Raw genomic sequence first — 15,362 nt, 5'->3', positions numbered from 1 at the left:
GGTCGCCGCATTCAGCCGAAGATGAGGTCCCCGACGGCCTCGACGCCTCGCTGCGGCATGTCGATGATCGGGTCGAGGATGGGCACCGCGTCCCTGATGGCCTCGCTGCCGTCGCTGAAGAGGTCCTCGGCCCCGCCGAGCACGGTGTCGGTCCCCTCGCGGAGGCCGCTCCAACCCGTGAGCTGCTCGACCGTGTGCCCCGGCATCTCCAGCAGTGCTCGAGTCGGCGATCCGCCTCCGATCGAGTCCGGATTGTGCGCCGTCGCGACGGTGAGGGCGTTCCACCCGATATCCAGGGCCCCGGTGGCGATCCCGCCCACGCCGCCGACGATCTTCGTCACGGGGTGGGGGATCATGCCGACAGCCGTGAACGCCATGTCCAGCCCGTTGATGCCGTAGGTGATGCCCGCGTCGAGCACCCCGAACAGATCGCCGTCCTGGAAGGCCTGGAGCCCGTCGTACATCGCGATGCCCATGGTGGCGGCGTCGCCGACGAGGTTGAGGACGTCGCCGAAGGTGCCCAGGTCGAACATCCCGGCCACATCGATCGCAGAGGTGACCCCGGCGAAGATATCCAGGCCCAGCAGGCCGTTGTCGCCGAGGAGATCACCCCAGAAGCCGTCGCTCTCGAGCGGCTCGTACTCCTCGAGCCACCTGCCGATGGTGTCCCAGAGCGACCCGCCGCCGTCCCCGTCGCTGGCCTGGTCCTGCTCCTCGGCCTCGCGCTGGAGCTCCTCGAGACGTCGCCGCAGATCCTCCAGGGCCTCCTCGATGCGCTCCCGCACCCGGCTCTCGAAGTCGTCGCGGAACCGGTCGGCGTCGGGGCCGATCCAGGTCGCCGTGCGCACGGCGATGCCGATCCGGAGCGCCAGCCCCTCGAGCTGACGCGCCCCGCTCCCCGTGAGCTCCGCCTGTGCCCGAAGCGCCTCGGTGTCCGCCCCCAGGAAAGTCATGATCCCCACCCCGCCCTCTCGCCATGTCGTCGGGTGAAGCCTAGACAGCGAGGCCGCCGCCCGCGATGGGGAGCACTCCCCATCAGCTCGTGCGCTCGGGACCGTGCGGCATCATGGAGACGTGTCGTCGTCCCGCCCCAGCACCCCGGTCGTCCTCTTCCGCGCGCCGGAGCGCCCCTGGTCCCTGATCGTCGCGATCGCGCTCGCCGTGCTGGTCCTGCTGCCCCTGGCGATCCTGGTCGCTGTGCTCGGAGCGACCTCGGGCTCCACCGCAGGGATCGTGCTCGGCCTCGTCGCCGGACTCCTCATCCTGCTGGTCAGCTGCATGTTCGTGATCACCATGAGGCAGCGCTTCACCGTGACCACGGCGGGGATCGAGGTCGCCTCGCACCTCAGCACGCGTCGTCTGCCGTGGTCTCAGATCCGGCTGGTCCGTGTGGGACCCGCGACCTTCCGCGCTCCGCGCGCCACCGAGATCGTCCTCGCGGACGGGTCCACCGTCAGGCCGCCCGCCACCTCGATGAACTTCGCCCTGTGGCGGGGAGAGATGCCGACGGCCCACGGGGCCGACGGGACGTCGCCGACCCGCTGCACCCTCGCGGCGATCGACGCGCATCGGCGCTATCTGGCCGGGGAGTTCGGGCGGTGACGGTGCTGACGGCCGCGGAGGCCGCAGCTGCGCGCACGGCGCACGAGGAGCGGGCCGATGCGCTGACCGCCGCGCATCGGCAGCGGAAGCAGCGCGGCGAGAAGCATGCGGTGGAGGACTTCCTGTTCACCTACTACCCCTTCTCCCCCGCTCGGCTGCGGCGCTGGCACCCCGGATGGCGGGTGGGATACGAGGCGTCGGCCGATCTCGATGCCGACGGGAACCCGGTCATCGCCGATGTGGACGAGGCGGGGAGGCGGTCCTGGTACGTGGAGTCGCCCGGCCCGAAGGCGGTGCGGCGGGCGGATGTCGCGCGGTATCTGGCGGAGCGGGCCTCTGCCTTCTCGTTCATGACGCGGCTGCTGCGGGCCTCGACGCTCACGCGGCGCCGGCCGGAGTTCGGCTGCTTCGGGCTGCACGAGTGGGCGATGGTGCACCGGGTCCCCGAGGGCGGACAGCGGCATGAGGACCTGCCGCTGCGCCTGACCCCCGCCGAGACCGACGCTGTCGTGGAGCGGGAGAACCTGATCTGCTCGCACCTGGACGCGTTCCGCTTCTTCACCCCGTCGGCCGCGCCGCGGAACGCCATGGAGCCGACCCGTGCGACGCAGGTCGACAATGACAACCCGGCCTGCCTGCACGTGGGGATGGACCTGTACAAGTGGGCCATGAAGCTCACGCCGCTGCTGCCCTCGGACCTGGTGCTGGACTGCTTCGAGCACGCCCGCGCCACGCGGGTGCTGGACATGGAGGCGAGCCCGTACGACGTGCGGCCGCTGGGCTACGGGGTGGTGCCGATCGAGACCCCGCGCGGGAAGGCGGAGTACGTGCGGCGCCAGCGGGAGCTGGCCGCCGGGGCCGACGCGCTGCGCGAGCGGATCCTCGCCGAGCTCGAGGGGCTCGAGGCGAGCACGCCCGGCGCGCGCTGAGACGCTGGAAGGGCCGGCACCCCGCGGGATGCCGGCCCTTCTCAGGGGTGGGGCTGCGCTCAGGCGGCCGCCTCGTCGTAGGCGGCCTGCGCCTCGGCGCCGAAGTACGGGCCGTACATCACGTTCGCCTGGCCGTTGTAGCCGAAGCTGTTCACGGAGTTCTGCGCCCCGTCGCCGAGGAACCAGGGCCCGCCGGAGGAGCCGCCGGTCATGTCGCAGGAGATGCCCTGGGAGAGGGTGCCGCCGATGGTGTCGTCGCTCGCGGTGCCGGAGCAGCTCTCGAGGGACTCGCCGTCGAAGGGCGCGGCGGCCGGGTAGCCGTAGGCGTCGTAGTCGGCGCCCCGCTCGCGGTTGAAGGCGATCGAGGTGGAGCCGACGGCGTCCTCGAGGGTGCCGCTGCCGCTCTCGGGGCTCACGGTCGCGAAGGCGACGTCGTAGCTGATGTCCTCGCCGGAGACCCACTCGTCGGTGGAGACGAGATCGGTCGCGGCCCAGGTGCCGTAGGGGGCGTCGCCGTGGTCGTAGCCGGGCACGAAGACCCAGTTGGTGGCCCAGGTGCCGGCGTCGTTGACGCAGTGCCCGGCGGTCGAGACGGTCGAGCCGTTCGAGGAGGCGACGGAGTTGCCGGAGCAGACGTAGTCCTGGCCGCCCTGGGTGAAGAAGACCTTGCCGACGGTGTCCTTCGACTCGGCGGCCTTCTTGTTCTTGCCCGGCGCCTCGGCGCTGCGGCCCTGGACGGTGGTGGGCTCGCCCTTCTCGACGTCCGCGTGCGACGGGGCGTCCTCGGGCGCGAGGTCGTCGGCGGGGATCGCGGCCTCCATGCGCTCGGAGGTCCAGTAGCCGTGCGCGTCGGTCTGCGCGGTGCCGGAGAGCTCGGTGCGCTCGACGTCGGAGCCGTCCGCGGTGGCGGCGCCGGCGCCGCCGACGGCGAGGCCCGCGACGAGGGCGGCACCGCCCAGGAGTCTGGTGCAGCGACGGAGAACGGTGGAGTGCGTCACGGGAGTGCCTTTCGACAGCGGGACAACGGGGGTGGGATGACGACCCTGCAGGGCCGTGACCGCACGCTACGTGACGTGAGAGAGGTCACTCCGCCCGGGAGTTCCCGGTCGTCCGCTTCTGTCCGATTCGACGTCCGGGACGCCTACTACTGGTCGGTAGCTTCCTGACCGCTGGAAGCTCCCGGGGCGTCCCCGTCGTCCTCGCAGGCCGCGGCGGATTCGACATCGTCGGCCGACAGGGCCCCGGAGGTGTCGTCCGCAGCATTGTCACGATCAGGTAACGATCGCTGGAGCGGGGTGGGGCGGGCGGCGGCGCGGGCGGCCTCGTCCCAGTGCTCCCGCGCCCCCTCGCCGCTCTTCTCGGCGTCGGTGAGGGAGGGGTCCTCGGAGCGTCGTGCAGGCATCGTCGTCCTTCCGTCGGCGGGGCGGGCGCGTCGAGCGTAGCGCCGTCCGCCTGCGGAGCACCCTGGCAGACTGGGCCCATGCCGAGCCTGACGCCCTTCCTCCCCCCGCGCACCGCCGAGAACGCTCAGGACGCCATCGTCGACGGGTTCGTCTCCGCGCAGGAATCGGTCGGCCGCACCCTCTACCCCCACCAGGAGGAGGCGCTGCTCGCCATCGCGGCCGGGGACCACGTGATCGCCGCGACCCCCACCGGCTCGGGCAAGACCACGATCGCCTACGCCGCGATCTTCGCCGCGATGGCCCGCGGTGAGCGCTCGTACTACACCGCCCCCATCAAGGCGCTGGTGAGCGAGAAGTTCTTCGACCTCGTCGCGCAGTTCGGCGCCGAGAACGTGGGCATGATGACCGGCGACTCCGCGGTGAACCACGATGCGCCGATCATCGTGTGCACCGCCGAGATCTTCGCCAACCACGCCCTGCGCGACGGTCCCGGCTCCGAGGTGGGGCTCGCGGTGATGGACGAGTTCCACTTCTACGGCGACTCGCAGCGCGGCTGGGCCTGGCAGGTGCCGCTCGTGGAGCTGCCCCGCTGCCAGTTCGTGCTGATGAGCGCGACCCTCGGCGACGTCTCCTTCTTCGTGGAGGACCTCGAGGAGCGCACCGAGCGCGCCGTGACGGTGGTGGCCGATGCGCCGCGGCCCGTGCCGCTGGACTTCCGCTGGTCGCTCACACCGCTGCCGGACACGATCACGACGATCCTCGAGGACCGCGACGCCCCGGTGTACATCGTCCACTTCACCCAGAAGGAGGCCCTCGAGCAGGCGCAGGCGCTGCAGGGCGGGAAGATCCTCAGCACCGAGGAGAAGGAGCGGATCCGCGAGCTGATCGGCGATTTCCGCTTCTCCAAGGGCTTCGGACAGATCCTCTCCCGCCTGGTGCGCGAGGGCATCGGCGTGCACCACGCCGGCATGCTCCCGAAGTACCGGCGCCTGGTGGAGAAGCTCGCCCAGTCCGGGCTGCTGAAGATCATCTGCGGCACCGACACCCTCGGCGTGGGCATCAACGTGCCGATCCGCACCGTGCTGCTGACGGGGCTCGCGAAGTTCGACGGCAAGCGGATGCGCTTGCTGAACGTCCGCGAGTTCCACCAGATCGCCGGGCGGGCGGGACGCGCCGGGTACGACACCGTCGGCCACGTCGTGGTGCAGGCGCCGACGTGGACCATCGAGTTCGAGCGCGAGCGCGCCAAGCAGCGGGCCCGCGAGGAGGCCGGCAAGGCCCCCAACAGTGCGAAGAAGCGGAAGAAGGAGCCGAAGCCCCGCATCCCCGAGGGCGCGGTGAGCTGGTCCGAGGAGAACCTCACCAAGCTCGTCGAGAACCCGCCCGAGGCGCTGCGCCCGCACCTGCGGATCACCGCCTCGATGGTGCTCGCGCTGATCGCGCGGCCGGGCGATGCGGTCGCCGCCGGGCGCCACCTGATCATGACCAGCCACCAGACCCGCACCCAGAAGCTGAAGCTGGTGCGCGAGGCGGTGGAGATCTTCCGCGGCCTGCGGGACGCGGAGATCATCGAGGTGCTCGAGGAGGTGGATCATCTGGGGCGTCGCTTCTCCCTGGTCGAGGACCTCCAGCTCGACTTCACGATGAACCAGCCGCTGGCCACCTTCGCGATCGCGATGATCGACTCGCTGGACGAGGAGTCCGAGACGCTCACCCTGGACACCGTCTCGATCCTCGAGGCCATCCTCGAGGACCCGCGCCAGATCCTGCTGGCCCAGCAGAACGCCGCCCGGGGCGAGCTGCTCGCCGAGCTCAAGGCCGACGGGGTCGAGTACACCGAGCGGATGGCGCGCCTGGACGAGGTCACCTGGCCGAAGCCGCTCGAGGAGGACCTCGAGGCCGCGCTCGAGATCTACGCCCGCAGCCGGCCCTGGGTGCGGGCCGAGGACCTCTCCCCCAAGTCCGTGGTGCGCGAGATCCACGAGACCGGGCAGACCTTCAGCGAGTTCGTGCAGCGCTACGGCCTGCAGCGCTCCGAGGGGATCGTGCTGCGCTATCTCTCCGACGCCTACCAGGCGATGCGGCGCACGGTCCCGCAGGACCTGCGCACCGAGGAGCTCGAGGACATGATCGAGTGGCTCGGGGTGCTGGTGCGCGGGATCGACTCCTCGCTGCTGGACGAGTGGGAGGCGCTGACCCATCCGGAGGACCTCGAGGACGGGGCCTCGGAGATCCGGCCGACGAGCCCCCGCGGCCTCTCCGCCCAGACGAAGGTGCTGCGCACGATGGTGCGGGCCGCCCTGTGGCAGCGCGTGGAGCACTTCGCCTTCGAGCGCGAGGAGCGGCTCGCCGAGCTCGACGGCGCCTCCGGCTGGGACCGGAAGCGCTGGGCGGAGGCGATGGACGCCTACTACGACACCTATGACGAGGTCGGCATCGACGGCTCCGCCCGCTCCCCGCAGCTGCTGCAGATCACCGAGGAGTCCCGGCTGTGGCGGATCCGGCAGGTGCTCGACGACCCGGAGGGGAATCACGACTGGGCGATCGAGGCGGAGCTCGACCTGGAGGCGACCGACGAGGCCGGCGAGCCGGTGCTCACGATCACCCACGTCGGCGACATCGCGGACCGCTGAGGACTCCCCCCCGGGCGCGCCGCCCCAGGCGACGACCAGGGACGACGACGGCCGATGCCCCGTGCGGGGCATCGGCCGTCGTCGTGGTCAGCAGCGACCTGCAGCGGAGACGCTCAGTACTGCGGGTTCGTCTCGATCCGCTTCTGCGGGTTGGTCTCGATCTGAGGGTTGGTCTCGATCTTCTGCACGGAGACCGCGGCCTGGGGGTTGGCCTCGATCTTCTGCGGATTGGCCTCGATGGCGCCGGCGGCGCCGGCGCCGGCGACGCCGAGCGCGCCGGCGAGCATGAGGCCGGCGGCGAACCTCGCCGCACGGCCGGCGTGAAGGGTGTTCTTGGACTGCGAAGGACGGAAGCTGATCACCGGACAGGTCCTCTCGGGGGTGACGGGGGCGGCTGGATGGGCGAGTCCGCAGGTACCAGACTACCGTCTGTGAACGCAATCACAAGAGGTGACATGCGTGTCACCCGGGCCGGCGCTGCCCCGCCCTCTCCCGGGTGAGCGACTCGACCGCCGCGCAGGCCTCCTCGAGCCCGGCGCCGCGCGCGACCGCGGCGCCGACGAGGAACGCGGAGATCGGCGCCATCGAGCGCTGCACCCCGTCGGCGACCACTCCCGTCATCAGGTGGACCCGGTCCACGTCGAGGTCCACGCCGCCCACCTCGAGGTGCGCGGCGATGTCCCGCATCCACGGCAGCAGCGTCGTCTCCCAGTCGCTCTGCAGCGTCACCGGTTCTCTCGTCGACATCAGAAGTTCACCTTCTCCCAGCCGCGGCGCTCGGACTCGCGGCGCGGGTCCTTGCTCCGGTAGACGATGTAGGGACGGGTCAGGTACCCGACCGGCGCCGCGAAGACGTGCACGAGGCGCGTGAACGGCCAGACCGCGAACAGCAGCAGAGCGCTGAGCACATGGAGCTGGAAGAAGATCGGCGCCTGGCCCATCAGCTCCGTCGAGGGCTGCAGGGTCCAGAACTGCCGGAACCAGATCGAGACGCCCTCGCGGTAGTCGTAGTCGCCGAAGGTGGTGTGCACCAGCGTGGCGAGCACGCCGAAGACGATCACGAGGGAGAGCAGCAGGTACATGATCTTGTCGCCGACGGTCGTCGCGCCGAAGACGCGCGTGTTCGTGCGCCGGCGGTAGATCAGGATCAGCAGCCCGCCCACGCAGGCGACCGCCGCGGCGAGGCCGATCGTGACCGCCATGAGGTGGTAGACGTGATCGGAGATGCCGAAGAAGCGGGTCCAGGACTTCGGGATCCCGAGGCCCACCACGTGGCCGACGAAGATCCCGATGATCCCGAAGTGGAACATCGGCGAGCCGATCGAGAGCAGCTTCGACTCGTAGATCTGGCTGGAGCGGGTGGTCCAGCCGAAGCGGTCGGCGCGGAAGCGCCACACGTGTCCCAGCACGAAGACCGCCAGCACCATGTAGGGCAGCACCACCCACAGCAGCAGGTCGAGGGTCGAGGTGTCGTTCATGAGGGGCGTCCTCTCAGCAGGTCCAGCGGGACGGGTCCGGGGGCGGTGGCCCGGGAGTCGCAGCCGCTCGCGGCGAAGGTCTGACCGGCCAGCGCCCCGGCGTCGGCGTCGAGGCCGTAGCCGTCCAGGCCCACGGTCTCCTCCTCGGGGCCCTCCTCGGCCAGGCGGAGCACGGCGGCGCGGTCGTCGGCGTCCAGCGGCGGCAGCGTCCCGCACAGGGCGAGCAGCGCACCGTGCCAGGGCGAGGAGATCTCCTCCAAGTGGAGGCGCAGCAGCTCCACGCCCGGGCGGTTGCCGCGCAGGATCTTCGCGCCGCGCTCCGGGTCGTGGCCCGCGGCGAACTCCAGCACGAGCGGCAGATGGTCGGGCAGCTCCTGCTCGCCGACCTCGACCCCCGCGGCGCGGAAGTCCTGCTTGATGCGCAGCAGCGCCATCCCGCGGCGGCGGGTGTCGCCGTGGCTGAAGTAGGTGAGGTGCAGGCATCCCCGGCGGCGGGTGTCGAAGGTGTCGACGTACTGCTCCTGGACGAGGACGGGATCCGCCTCCTGCAGGGCGTGGAGAGTGCTGCGCAGCTCGGTGCGGCCCGGCTCGGGCAGGTCCTCCACGAGCTCGGCCACCTGCCCGATCCGCGAGAGGGTCGCCTCGTCGGGGTAGGTCAGCAGCCAGGAGACCGCGAGCCAGGTGGCGCGCAGCTGCGGGGTCGTGAGGCCGGAGGCGTGCAGCAGGTCCCTCGGCGAGCGCACCCGCTTCGGGGCGAGGGTCGCGGCGCCCGTTCCCCCGCCGTCCGCCGCGGACGCGCCGTCGGCCGAGCGCCTGCCGAGCAGGCGGGCGAGGGCGCCCATCAGGCACCTCCCGTCGCCGGCTCGGGGAAGAGCCCGTCGGGGCGGCCGCGGCCGTCCCAGTTCAGCAGGTTGATTCGCACGCCCTCGGGACGGTCGGGTCCGTTCTGCTGGCGCTTGGTGGCGTAGCCGGGGCCGGACATGCCCAGCGACTCCTCCGGCAGGGACATGCTCATGCCCGGTCCGCCGGGGGCGTTCAGCGGGCAGTCGGTGCCGACGCCCTCGAGATCGTGCGCGGACTCGTGGTGGCCGACGGGGATGACGTAGCGGTCCTCGTACTTCGCGATGGCCAGCAGGCGGTACATCTCCTGCATCGTCTCGCCGTCCATCCCGACGGCGTTCGCGATCCCCTCCCTAGGCTCGTTCCCGAGGTTGATGTCGCGCATGTAGGAGCGCATCGCCGCCATCCGGTACAGCACCCGCTCCACGGTGGGGACGTCCCCGGCGGTGAAGAGGTTCGCGAGGTACTCCACCGGGATGCGCAACGCGTCGATCGCGGCGAAGAGGTTCTCGGCGTCCTCCGCGTCGTAGCCGGTGTCGCGAACGACGTCGACCACGGGCGAGAGCGGCGGGATGTACCAGACCATCGGCATCGTGCGGTACTCGGGGTGCAGCGGGAGCGCGACCTCGTAGTCCTTGATGAGCTTGTAGGTCGGGGATTTCTGCGCGGCCAGCAGCCAGTCGTGCGGGATCCCGGCGGCCTTCGCGCCGGCGATCACCTCGGGGTCGTGCGGGTCGAGGATGATGTCGCGCTGGGCGCGGTAGAGCTCCTTCTCGTCCCGGGTGGAGGCGGCCTCGGTGACACGGTCGGCGTCGTAGAGGACCAGGCCGATGTAGCGCAGACGGCCGACGCAGGTCTCCGCGCACACCGTCGGCTCCCCCTGCTCGATGCGGGGGTAGCAGAAGGTGCACTTCTCGGCCTTGCCGGTGCGGTGGTTGAAGTAGATCTTCTTGTACGGGCAGCCGGTGATGCACATCCGCCAGCCGCGGCAGCCGTCCTGGTCCACCAGGACGATGCCGTCCTCCTCGCGCTTGTAGATCGCGCCCGAGGGGCAGGAGGCGACGCAGGTGGGGTTCAGGCAGTGCTCGCAGATGCGGGGCAGGTAGAACATGAAGGTCTGGTCGAACTCGAACTGCACCTTGTCCTCGATGCCCTTGAGCATCGGGTCCTTGTCCTTGTGGAGGTAGGTGCCGCCGAGGTCGTCGTCCCAGTTGCCCGACCACTGGATCTGGGTGCGCTCCCCCGTGATCAGCGACTTCGGAGGTGCGGTGGGGATGTTCTCCTGCTGCGCGGGGGCGTTGAGGAGGTTGTCGTACTCGTACGTCCAGGGCTCGTAGTAGTCCTCGATGCCGGGCAGGCGCGGGTTGGAGAAGAGCTGCAGGAGCTTCTTCACCCGCCCGCCCGCCTTCGGGGTGAGGCGCCCGGAGGAGGTCAGCTCCCAGCCGCCCTTCCACTTCTCCTGGTCCTCGTAGCCACGGGGGTAGCCCTGCCCGGGCCGGGTCTCGACGTTGTTGAACCAGATGTACTCCGTGCCGGAGCGGTTCGTCCACGCCTGCTTGCAGGTCACCGAGCAGGTGTGGCAGCCGATGCACTTGTCGAGGTTCATCACCATCGACATCTGGGCCATGACGCGCATGTCGTCTCTCCTCGTTCTCTCGGTGCTCAGTACTCGACGGGGGCGGTGCGCTTGCGGATCATCGTGACCTCGTCGCGCTGGTTGCCCGTCGGGCCGTAGTAGTTGAAGGCGTAGGACAGCTGGCCGTAGCCCCCGATGAGGTGGGAGGGCTTGAGCATGATGCGGGTCAGCGAGTTGTGGATGCCGCCGCGCATGCCGTCCCGCTCGGTCAGCGGCACGTTCACGGTGCGGTCCTGGGCGTGGTGCATGAAGGCGGTGCCCTTGGGCATGCGGTGGGAGACCACGGCCCGCGCGGCGACGACGCCGTTGCGGTTGGTGGCCTCGATCCAGTCGTTGTCGGTGATGCCGACGGCCTCCGCGTCCTCGACGCTCATCCAGATGGTCTGGCCGCCGCGGGAGAGGTTCATCATGAAGAAGTTCTCCATGTACATCGAGTGGATCGCCCACTTGTTGTGCGGGGTCAGGTAGCGCACCGAGATCGAAGTGCCCGCCTCGTCCTTCTCCCCGAGCGCCCGCTCCCCGAACAGGGCGGTCATGTCCAGCGGGGGCCGGAACACGGGCAGCGCCTCCCCCATCTCGAGCATCCAGTCGTGGTCGAGGTAGTAGTGCTGGCGCCCGGTGAGGGTGTGCCAGGGCTTCTTCCGCTCGACGTTGATGGTGAAGGGGCTGTAGCGGCGTCCGCCGGACTCGGAGCCGGACCACTCCGGGCTCGTGATCACGGGGACCGGCGCGGCCTTGGTGTCGGAGAAGTGGATGCGCTTGCCCTCCTGCTCGGCGGCGAGGTCGTGCAGATGGGTGCCGGTGCGCTTCTCGAGGGTCTTGAACCCCTCGGTGGCCATGTGCCCGTTGGTGGTGCCGGACAGGCCCAGGATGAACTCGCAGGCCTGCAGGTCCGTCTCGAGCTTCGGCCGGCCCGCGGCGGGGCCGGTGCGGTGGACGCCGTTGAGGCGGCCGAGCTCGGCGACGTATTCCTTCACGTCGTAGGTGATGCCCTTGGTGGTCATCCCGAGCTTCTCGAGCAGCGGGCCGATCGAGGTGAACTTCGCGTGGATCTGCGTGTAGTCCCGCTCGACCTCCACGAGGGTGGGCATGGTCAGGCCCGGGACCGGCTCGCACTCCCCCTTCTTCCAGTCGCGGACCCTGCCGTGCGGGGTGGCGAGCTCGCCAGGGGTGTCGTGCTGGAGCGGGAAGGCGACGACGTCCTTGCGGGTGCCCAGGTGCGTCTGGGCCAGCTCGCTGAAGCGCCGTGCGATCCCGGCCCAGGTCTCCCAGTCGGTGCGGGACTCCCACGGGTTCGAGATGGCGGGGTTGAAGGAGTGGACGAAGGGGTGCATGTCCGTGGTGGACAGGTCGTGCTTCTCGTACCAGGTCGCGGCCGGCAGCACCACGTCGGAGTGGAGGGTGTGGCTGGTCATGCGGAAGTCGAGGGTGAGCATCAGGTCGACCTTCCCGATCGGCGCCTCCTCCCGCCAGCGCACGTCCCGGGGACGCAGGTGCTCCGGGGTCTCCTCCTCCGTGGCGGCGGAGTCGACGCCGAGCAGGTGGCGGAAGAAGTACTGGTCGCCCTTGGCGGAGGAGCCCAGCGTGTTGGCCCGCCAGATCGACCAGATCTTGGGGTGGTTCTGCGGGGCGTCAGGGTCCTCCGCGGCGAAGTTGATCCCGCCCTGCTTCAGCTGGTCGACGAGATACGGGATCGTCTCCTCGCCCGCGGCGGCGGCGCGGTCGGCGACGTCGAGGGAGGAGATGTCGAACTGGGGGTAGAAGGGCTGCCAGCCCAGGCGCTGCGAGAGGGCGACGGCGTCGGCCGTGGTGGTGCCCGCGAAGCGGCCCGCGCCGGTGGTGGCGGCGAGGGTGTCGGCGCCGAAGCGGTCGTAGCGCCACTGGTCGGTGTGCATGTACCAGTAGGTGGTCTGGGTCATCTGGCGCGGGGGCCGGGCCCAGTCCAGGGCGTTGGCGAGGTGGAGCCAGCCGGTGATCGGGCGGACCTTCTCCTGGCCGACGTAGTGGGCCCAGCCGCCGCCGTTGACACCCTGGGTGCCGCAGAGATTGGTCAGGGTGAGGAAGGAGCGGTAGATGGTGTCGGAGTGGAACCAGTGGTTCGTGCCGGCGCCCATGATGATCATCGAGCGGCCGCCGGAGTCGATCGCGTTCTGCGCGAACTCGCGGGCGATGCGCGCCGCGGCCACGCCCGGCACGCCGGTGATGGTCTCCTGCCAGGCGGGGGTGTAGAGCGCCTCGGCGTCGTCGAGGCCGCGCGCCCACTGCCCCGTCAGGCCCTCGCGGCCCACCCCGTACTCGGCCAGCAGCAGGTCGAAGACGGTGGTGACGATCCGGCCGTCGATCTCACGCACGGGCACGCCGCGCGCGACGTCGCCGCGACCGCCCTGCCCGGCCGTGTCGAAGCGGGGCAGCAGCACCTCGGCGACGTCCTCGTGGTGGCCCAACAGCGACAGGGCCGGGTCGAGGTCGTCGAGCTCGAGGTTCCAGCGGCCCTCCCCGTCGGCGCTGTAGCGGTGGCCGAGGGTGCCGTTCGGGACGACGATCCCGCCGCTCGCGCGGTCGAACATCATGGGCTTGAAGTCGGCGTGCTCGGTCGCGGCCTCGGCGGTGCGGCGCTCCCCCGCCTCGCTCGCGACGAGGAACTTGCCGGGCACGAAGGCGCCGTCCTCGCGCCGCTCGAGCTGCACCAGGAAGGGCAGGTCGGTGTACTCGCGGGAGTAGTCCTCGAAGTAGGGCACCTGCTTCTCGACGTAGAACTCGCGCAGGATCGTGTGGCCCATCGCCATGGCGAGCGCGGCGTCGGTGCCGGGGTGCGGGGCGAGCCATTCGTCGGCGAACTTGACGCTCTCGGCATAGTCGGGGGCGACGGAGATGACCTTCTGGCCGCGGTAGCGGGCCTCGGCCATCCAGTGCGCGTCGGGGGTGCGGGTCAGGGGCACGTTCGAGCCCCACATGATCAGGTAGGCGGCGTCCCACCAGTCCCCGGACTCGGGCACGTCGGTCTGGTCGCCGAAGACCTGCGGGGAGGCGGGCGGGAGGTCCGCGTACCAGTCGTAGAACGACAGCATCGAGCCACCGATGAGCTGGTGGAAGCGGGCGCCGGAGGAGAAGGAGACCTGGCTCATCGCGGGGATCGGCGAGAAGCCGGTGGCGCGATCGGGGCCGAACTCCTTCACGGTGTGGACATAGGCGGCGGCGACGAGCTCCTCCGCCTCCTCCCAGCTGGCGCGCACCAGTCCGCCCTTGCCGCGGGCGCGCTTGTAGCGCATCGCCTTCTCCGGGTCGGAGACGATCGCCTTCCACGCCTCGACGGGGTCGCCGCCGGGCACCTTCGCCTTCTCCTCGCGGAACAGGCGCAGCAGCTCGGAGCGGACGTAGGGGTAGCGCACCCGGGTGGGCGAGTAGGTGTACCAGGAGAAGGAGGCGCCGCGGGGGCAGCCGCGCGGCTCGTACTCGGGCTTGTCCGGGCCGGCGGAGGGATAGTCGGTCTCCTGCGACTCCCAGGTGATCACGCCGTCCTTGACGTACACCTTCCAGGAGCAGGAGCCGGTGCAGTTCACACCGTGGGTGGAGCGGACCACCTTGTCGTGGCTCCAGCGCTCGCGGTAGAAGGAGTCGCCGCCGCGGCCGCCGACGCGATGGGTCTCGCGGTTGTCCTCGCTGATCCGCTCGGAGCGGCTGAACATCTTCCGCGCCCCGATCAGCGCGTCGAACGCCGGTGAGTCCATACCCGGCTCAGCGGGGTCCTGGCGGTCCTGGATGGTCATGGGAAAGCTCCTCCTGGGCGGGGACGGGTCAGCAGTGAAGGATCAGGCGGTGGCGGCGGCCCGGCGGGCGCCGCGGCCGACGAAGAGGGTGACGACGACAGCGCCGAGGGTGGCGATCAGCAGCAGGACGATCCCGAGGGAGTAGCTGCCGCGGGCGGCGTGGATCGCGCCCATCACCAGCGGCGGGACGAAGCCGCCGAGGCCCCCGGCGGCGCCGACGAAGCCTGTGACGGAGCCGACGACGGACGGGTCGGCGGCCTGGGCGACCAGGGCGAAGACCGCGCCGGAGCCGAGGCCGAGGCCAGCGGCCATGACGATGAAGTCGATCGTGCCCAGCGGCATCAGCGCGGGCTGGAAGGCGAGCATGAGCGCGGCGAGGGCCACGGCCACGTAGGAGATCAGCAGCGTGCGCACGGCGCCGATCCGGTCCGAGAGGGTCCCGCCGAACGGGCGCATGATCACCGCGACGATGACGAAGCCGGCCATGCGGAAGGAGGCGTCGGCCGCGGTGAGGCCGTACCAGTTCTTCAGCATCGTGGGCAGGAAGACGGAGAAGGCGACGTAGCCGCCGAAGGAGAGGGCGTAGAGGTAGCAGGCCTGCCAGGTGACCTTCTGCCGCATGGCGAGCAGGGTCTGGGAGAGCATGCTCTTGCCCGAGGGCTTCCAGGTGGGGGCGTCGTGCATGAACAGCCAGGCGAGAACGGCGTAGAGGACCAGCGCGATCGCGGTGACGATGAAGGGGGCGGCGCTGCCGGCCGCCTCCACGAGCGGCACCGTGGTGAAGGCGCTGATGGCGGTGCCGCCCATGCCCACCCCGTACAGGCCCGTGGCCATGCCGCGCTTGGCCGGCGGGAACCACGAGTTCACGAACGGGACGCCGATCGCGAAGGTGGTACCCGCGATGCCGAGGAAGAATCCGCCGAGCAGCAACGTGGAATAGGAATACTGGCTCTTCGCATCTGAGGGTGTAGGTGCGGGTCACGGGGTGGGCGCGTCGGTGCCGGGATAGACGTCGAGGTCTCCCGATGATGGAAGTTCTGACGCTCGCCATCTGGAAGACCTCGACGTGCCCCA

General features: G+C 70.5%; 13 protein-coding genes. 3 read left to right on the top strand and 10 right to left on the bottom strand.

Translation table 11 applies throughout. The features are described from left to right. Positions 1 to 11: 11 nt before the first annotated feature. Positions 12 to 953: a hypothetical protein gene (locus DS079_RS04145; protein WP_126985150.1), complete on the bottom strand. Its 942-nt coding sequence runs from the start codon at positions 951 to 953 to the stop codon at positions 12 to 14. 121 nt (positions 954 to 1,074) lie between these two features. Between DS079_RS04145 and DS079_RS04140 the strand changes: the two genes are divergently transcribed. Both DS079_RS04140 and DS079_RS04135 read left to right on the top strand, forming a co-directional pair. Further along, positions 1,075 to 1,602 (top strand): PH domain-containing protein, encoded by a 528-nt coding sequence (locus tag DS079_RS04140; RefSeq protein WP_126985148.1) that lies wholly within the window; start codon positions 1,075 to 1,077, stop codon positions 1,600 to 1,602. Then, positions 1,599 to 2,531 carry a 3-methyladenine DNA glycosylase gene (locus tag DS079_RS04135; RefSeq protein WP_126985146.1) on the top strand — a complete coding sequence of 311 codons (933 nt, stop codon included), beginning with the start codon at positions 1,599 to 1,601 and terminating at the stop codon, positions 2,529 to 2,531. The genes DS079_RS04140 and DS079_RS04135 overlap by 4 nt, the downstream gene beginning before the upstream one ends. 59 nt (positions 2,532 to 2,590) lie before the next feature. Here DS079_RS04135 and DS079_RS04130 read toward each other — a convergent pair whose 3' ends face one another. Then, positions 2,591 to 3,529, bottom strand: a complete 939-nt coding sequence (locus DS079_RS04130) for a trypsin-like serine peptidase (protein ID WP_010552265.1) — start codon at positions 3,527 to 3,529, stop codon at positions 2,591 to 2,593. A gap of 146 nt (positions 3,530 to 3,675) precedes the next feature. After that, positions 3,676 to 3,933 (bottom strand): hypothetical protein, encoded by a 258-nt coding sequence (locus tag DS079_RS04125; RefSeq protein ID WP_126985144.1) that lies wholly within the window; start codon positions 3,931 to 3,933, stop codon positions 3,676 to 3,678. A 78-nt stretch (positions 3,934 to 4,011) separates the two neighbouring features. Here DS079_RS04125 and DS079_RS04120 point away from each other — a divergent pair, with 78 nt between their 5' ends. Beyond that, the gene (locus DS079_RS04120; RefSeq protein WP_126985142.1) at positions 4,012 to 6,567 is read left to right on the top strand and encodes a DEAD/DEAH box helicase; all 2,556 of its coding nucleotides are present in this window, start codon (positions 4,012 to 4,014) and stop codon (positions 6,565 to 6,567) included. Positions 6,568 to 6,680: 113 nt separating this feature from the next. Here DS079_RS04120 and DS079_RS04115 read toward each other — a convergent pair whose 3' ends face one another. From DS079_RS04115 to DS079_RS04085, 7 genes are all read right to left on the bottom strand, one after another. Further along, entirely contained in the window at positions 6,681 to 6,929 is a 249-nt protein-coding gene (locus tag DS079_RS04115; RefSeq protein ID WP_126985140.1) for a hypothetical protein, read from the bottom strand. 100 nt (positions 6,930 to 7,029) lie between these two features. Next, positions 7,030 to 7,314 carry a DUF6457 domain-containing protein gene (locus tag DS079_RS04110; RefSeq protein ID WP_126985138.1) on the bottom strand — a complete coding sequence of 95 codons (285 nt, stop codon included), beginning with the start codon at positions 7,312 to 7,314 and terminating at the stop codon, positions 7,030 to 7,032. Further along, a complete protein-coding gene (narI, locus tag DS079_RS04105; protein ID WP_126985136.1) occupies positions 7,314 to 8,045 on the bottom strand; it encodes a respiratory nitrate reductase subunit gamma in 732 nt (243 codons plus the stop codon). Before narI ends, DS079_RS04110 begins: the two co-directional genes overlap by 1 nt. Beyond that, positions 8,042 to 8,887, bottom strand: coding sequence for a nitrate reductase molybdenum cofactor assembly chaperone (narJ, locus tag DS079_RS04100; protein WP_126985134.1), 846 nt, complete (start codon positions 8,885 to 8,887; stop codon positions 8,042 to 8,044). Before narJ ends, narI begins: the two co-directional genes overlap by 4 nt. Next, on the bottom strand, positions 8,887 to 10,521 hold the full coding sequence (narH, locus tag DS079_RS04095; RefSeq protein ID WP_126985132.1) for a nitrate reductase subunit beta: 1,635 nt from the start codon (positions 10,519 to 10,521) through the stop codon (positions 8,887 to 8,889). The genes narJ and narH overlap by 1 nt, the downstream gene beginning before the upstream one ends. 26 nt (positions 10,522 to 10,547) lie before the next feature. Then, positions 10,548 to 14,288, bottom strand: a complete 3,741-nt coding sequence (locus DS079_RS04090; RefSeq protein ID WP_126985130.1) for a nitrate reductase subunit alpha — start codon at positions 14,286 to 14,288, stop codon at positions 10,548 to 10,550. Positions 14,289 to 14,330: 42 nt separating this feature from the next. Then, on the bottom strand, positions 14,331 to 15,218 hold the full coding sequence (locus DS079_RS04085; protein WP_241237540.1) for an MFS transporter: 888 nt from the start codon (positions 15,216 to 15,218) through the stop codon (positions 14,331 to 14,333). Positions 15,219 to 15,362: the final 144 nt, after the last annotated feature.

This window comes from Brachybacterium paraconglomeratum (assembly GCF_003994255.1).
Taxonomy (GTDB): domain Bacteria; phylum Actinomycetota; class Actinomycetes; order Actinomycetales; family Dermabacteraceae; genus Brachybacterium; species Brachybacterium conglomeratum.
This window is presented reverse-complemented; position numbering and strand designations above follow the sequence as displayed.

Excerpts from the sequence above, each read along its gene's own strand:
- DS079_RS04090 (WP_126985130.1), bottom strand. The coding sequence starts at position 14,288 with ATGACCATCCAGGACCGCCAGGACCCCGCTGAGCCGGGTATGGACTCA.
- DS079_RS04145 (WP_126985150.1), bottom strand. The coding sequence starts at position 953 with ATGACTTTCCTGGGGGCGGACACCGAGGCGCTTCGGGCACAGGCGGAG.
- narJ (WP_126985134.1), bottom strand. The coding sequence starts at position 8,887 with ATGGGCGCCCTCGCCCGCCTGCTCGGCAGGCGCTCGGCCGACGGCGCG.
- narH (WP_126985132.1), bottom strand. The coding sequence starts at position 10,521 with ATGCGCGTCATGGCCCAGATGTCGATGGTGATGAACCTCGACAAGTGC.
- narI (WP_126985136.1), bottom strand. The coding sequence starts at position 8,045 with ATGAACGACACCTCGACCCTCGACCTGCTGCTGTGGGTGGTGCTGCCC.
- DS079_RS04120 (WP_126985142.1), top strand. The coding sequence starts at position 4,012 with ATGCCGAGCCTGACGCCCTTCCTCCCCCCGCGCACCGCCGAGAACGCT.
- DS079_RS04125 (WP_126985144.1), bottom strand. The coding sequence starts at position 3,933 with ATGCCTGCACGACGCTCCGAGGACCCCTCCCTCACCGACGCCGAGAAG.
- DS079_RS04110 (WP_126985138.1), bottom strand. The coding sequence starts at position 7,314 with ATGTCGACGAGAGAACCGGTGACGCTGCAGAGCGACTGGGAGACGACG.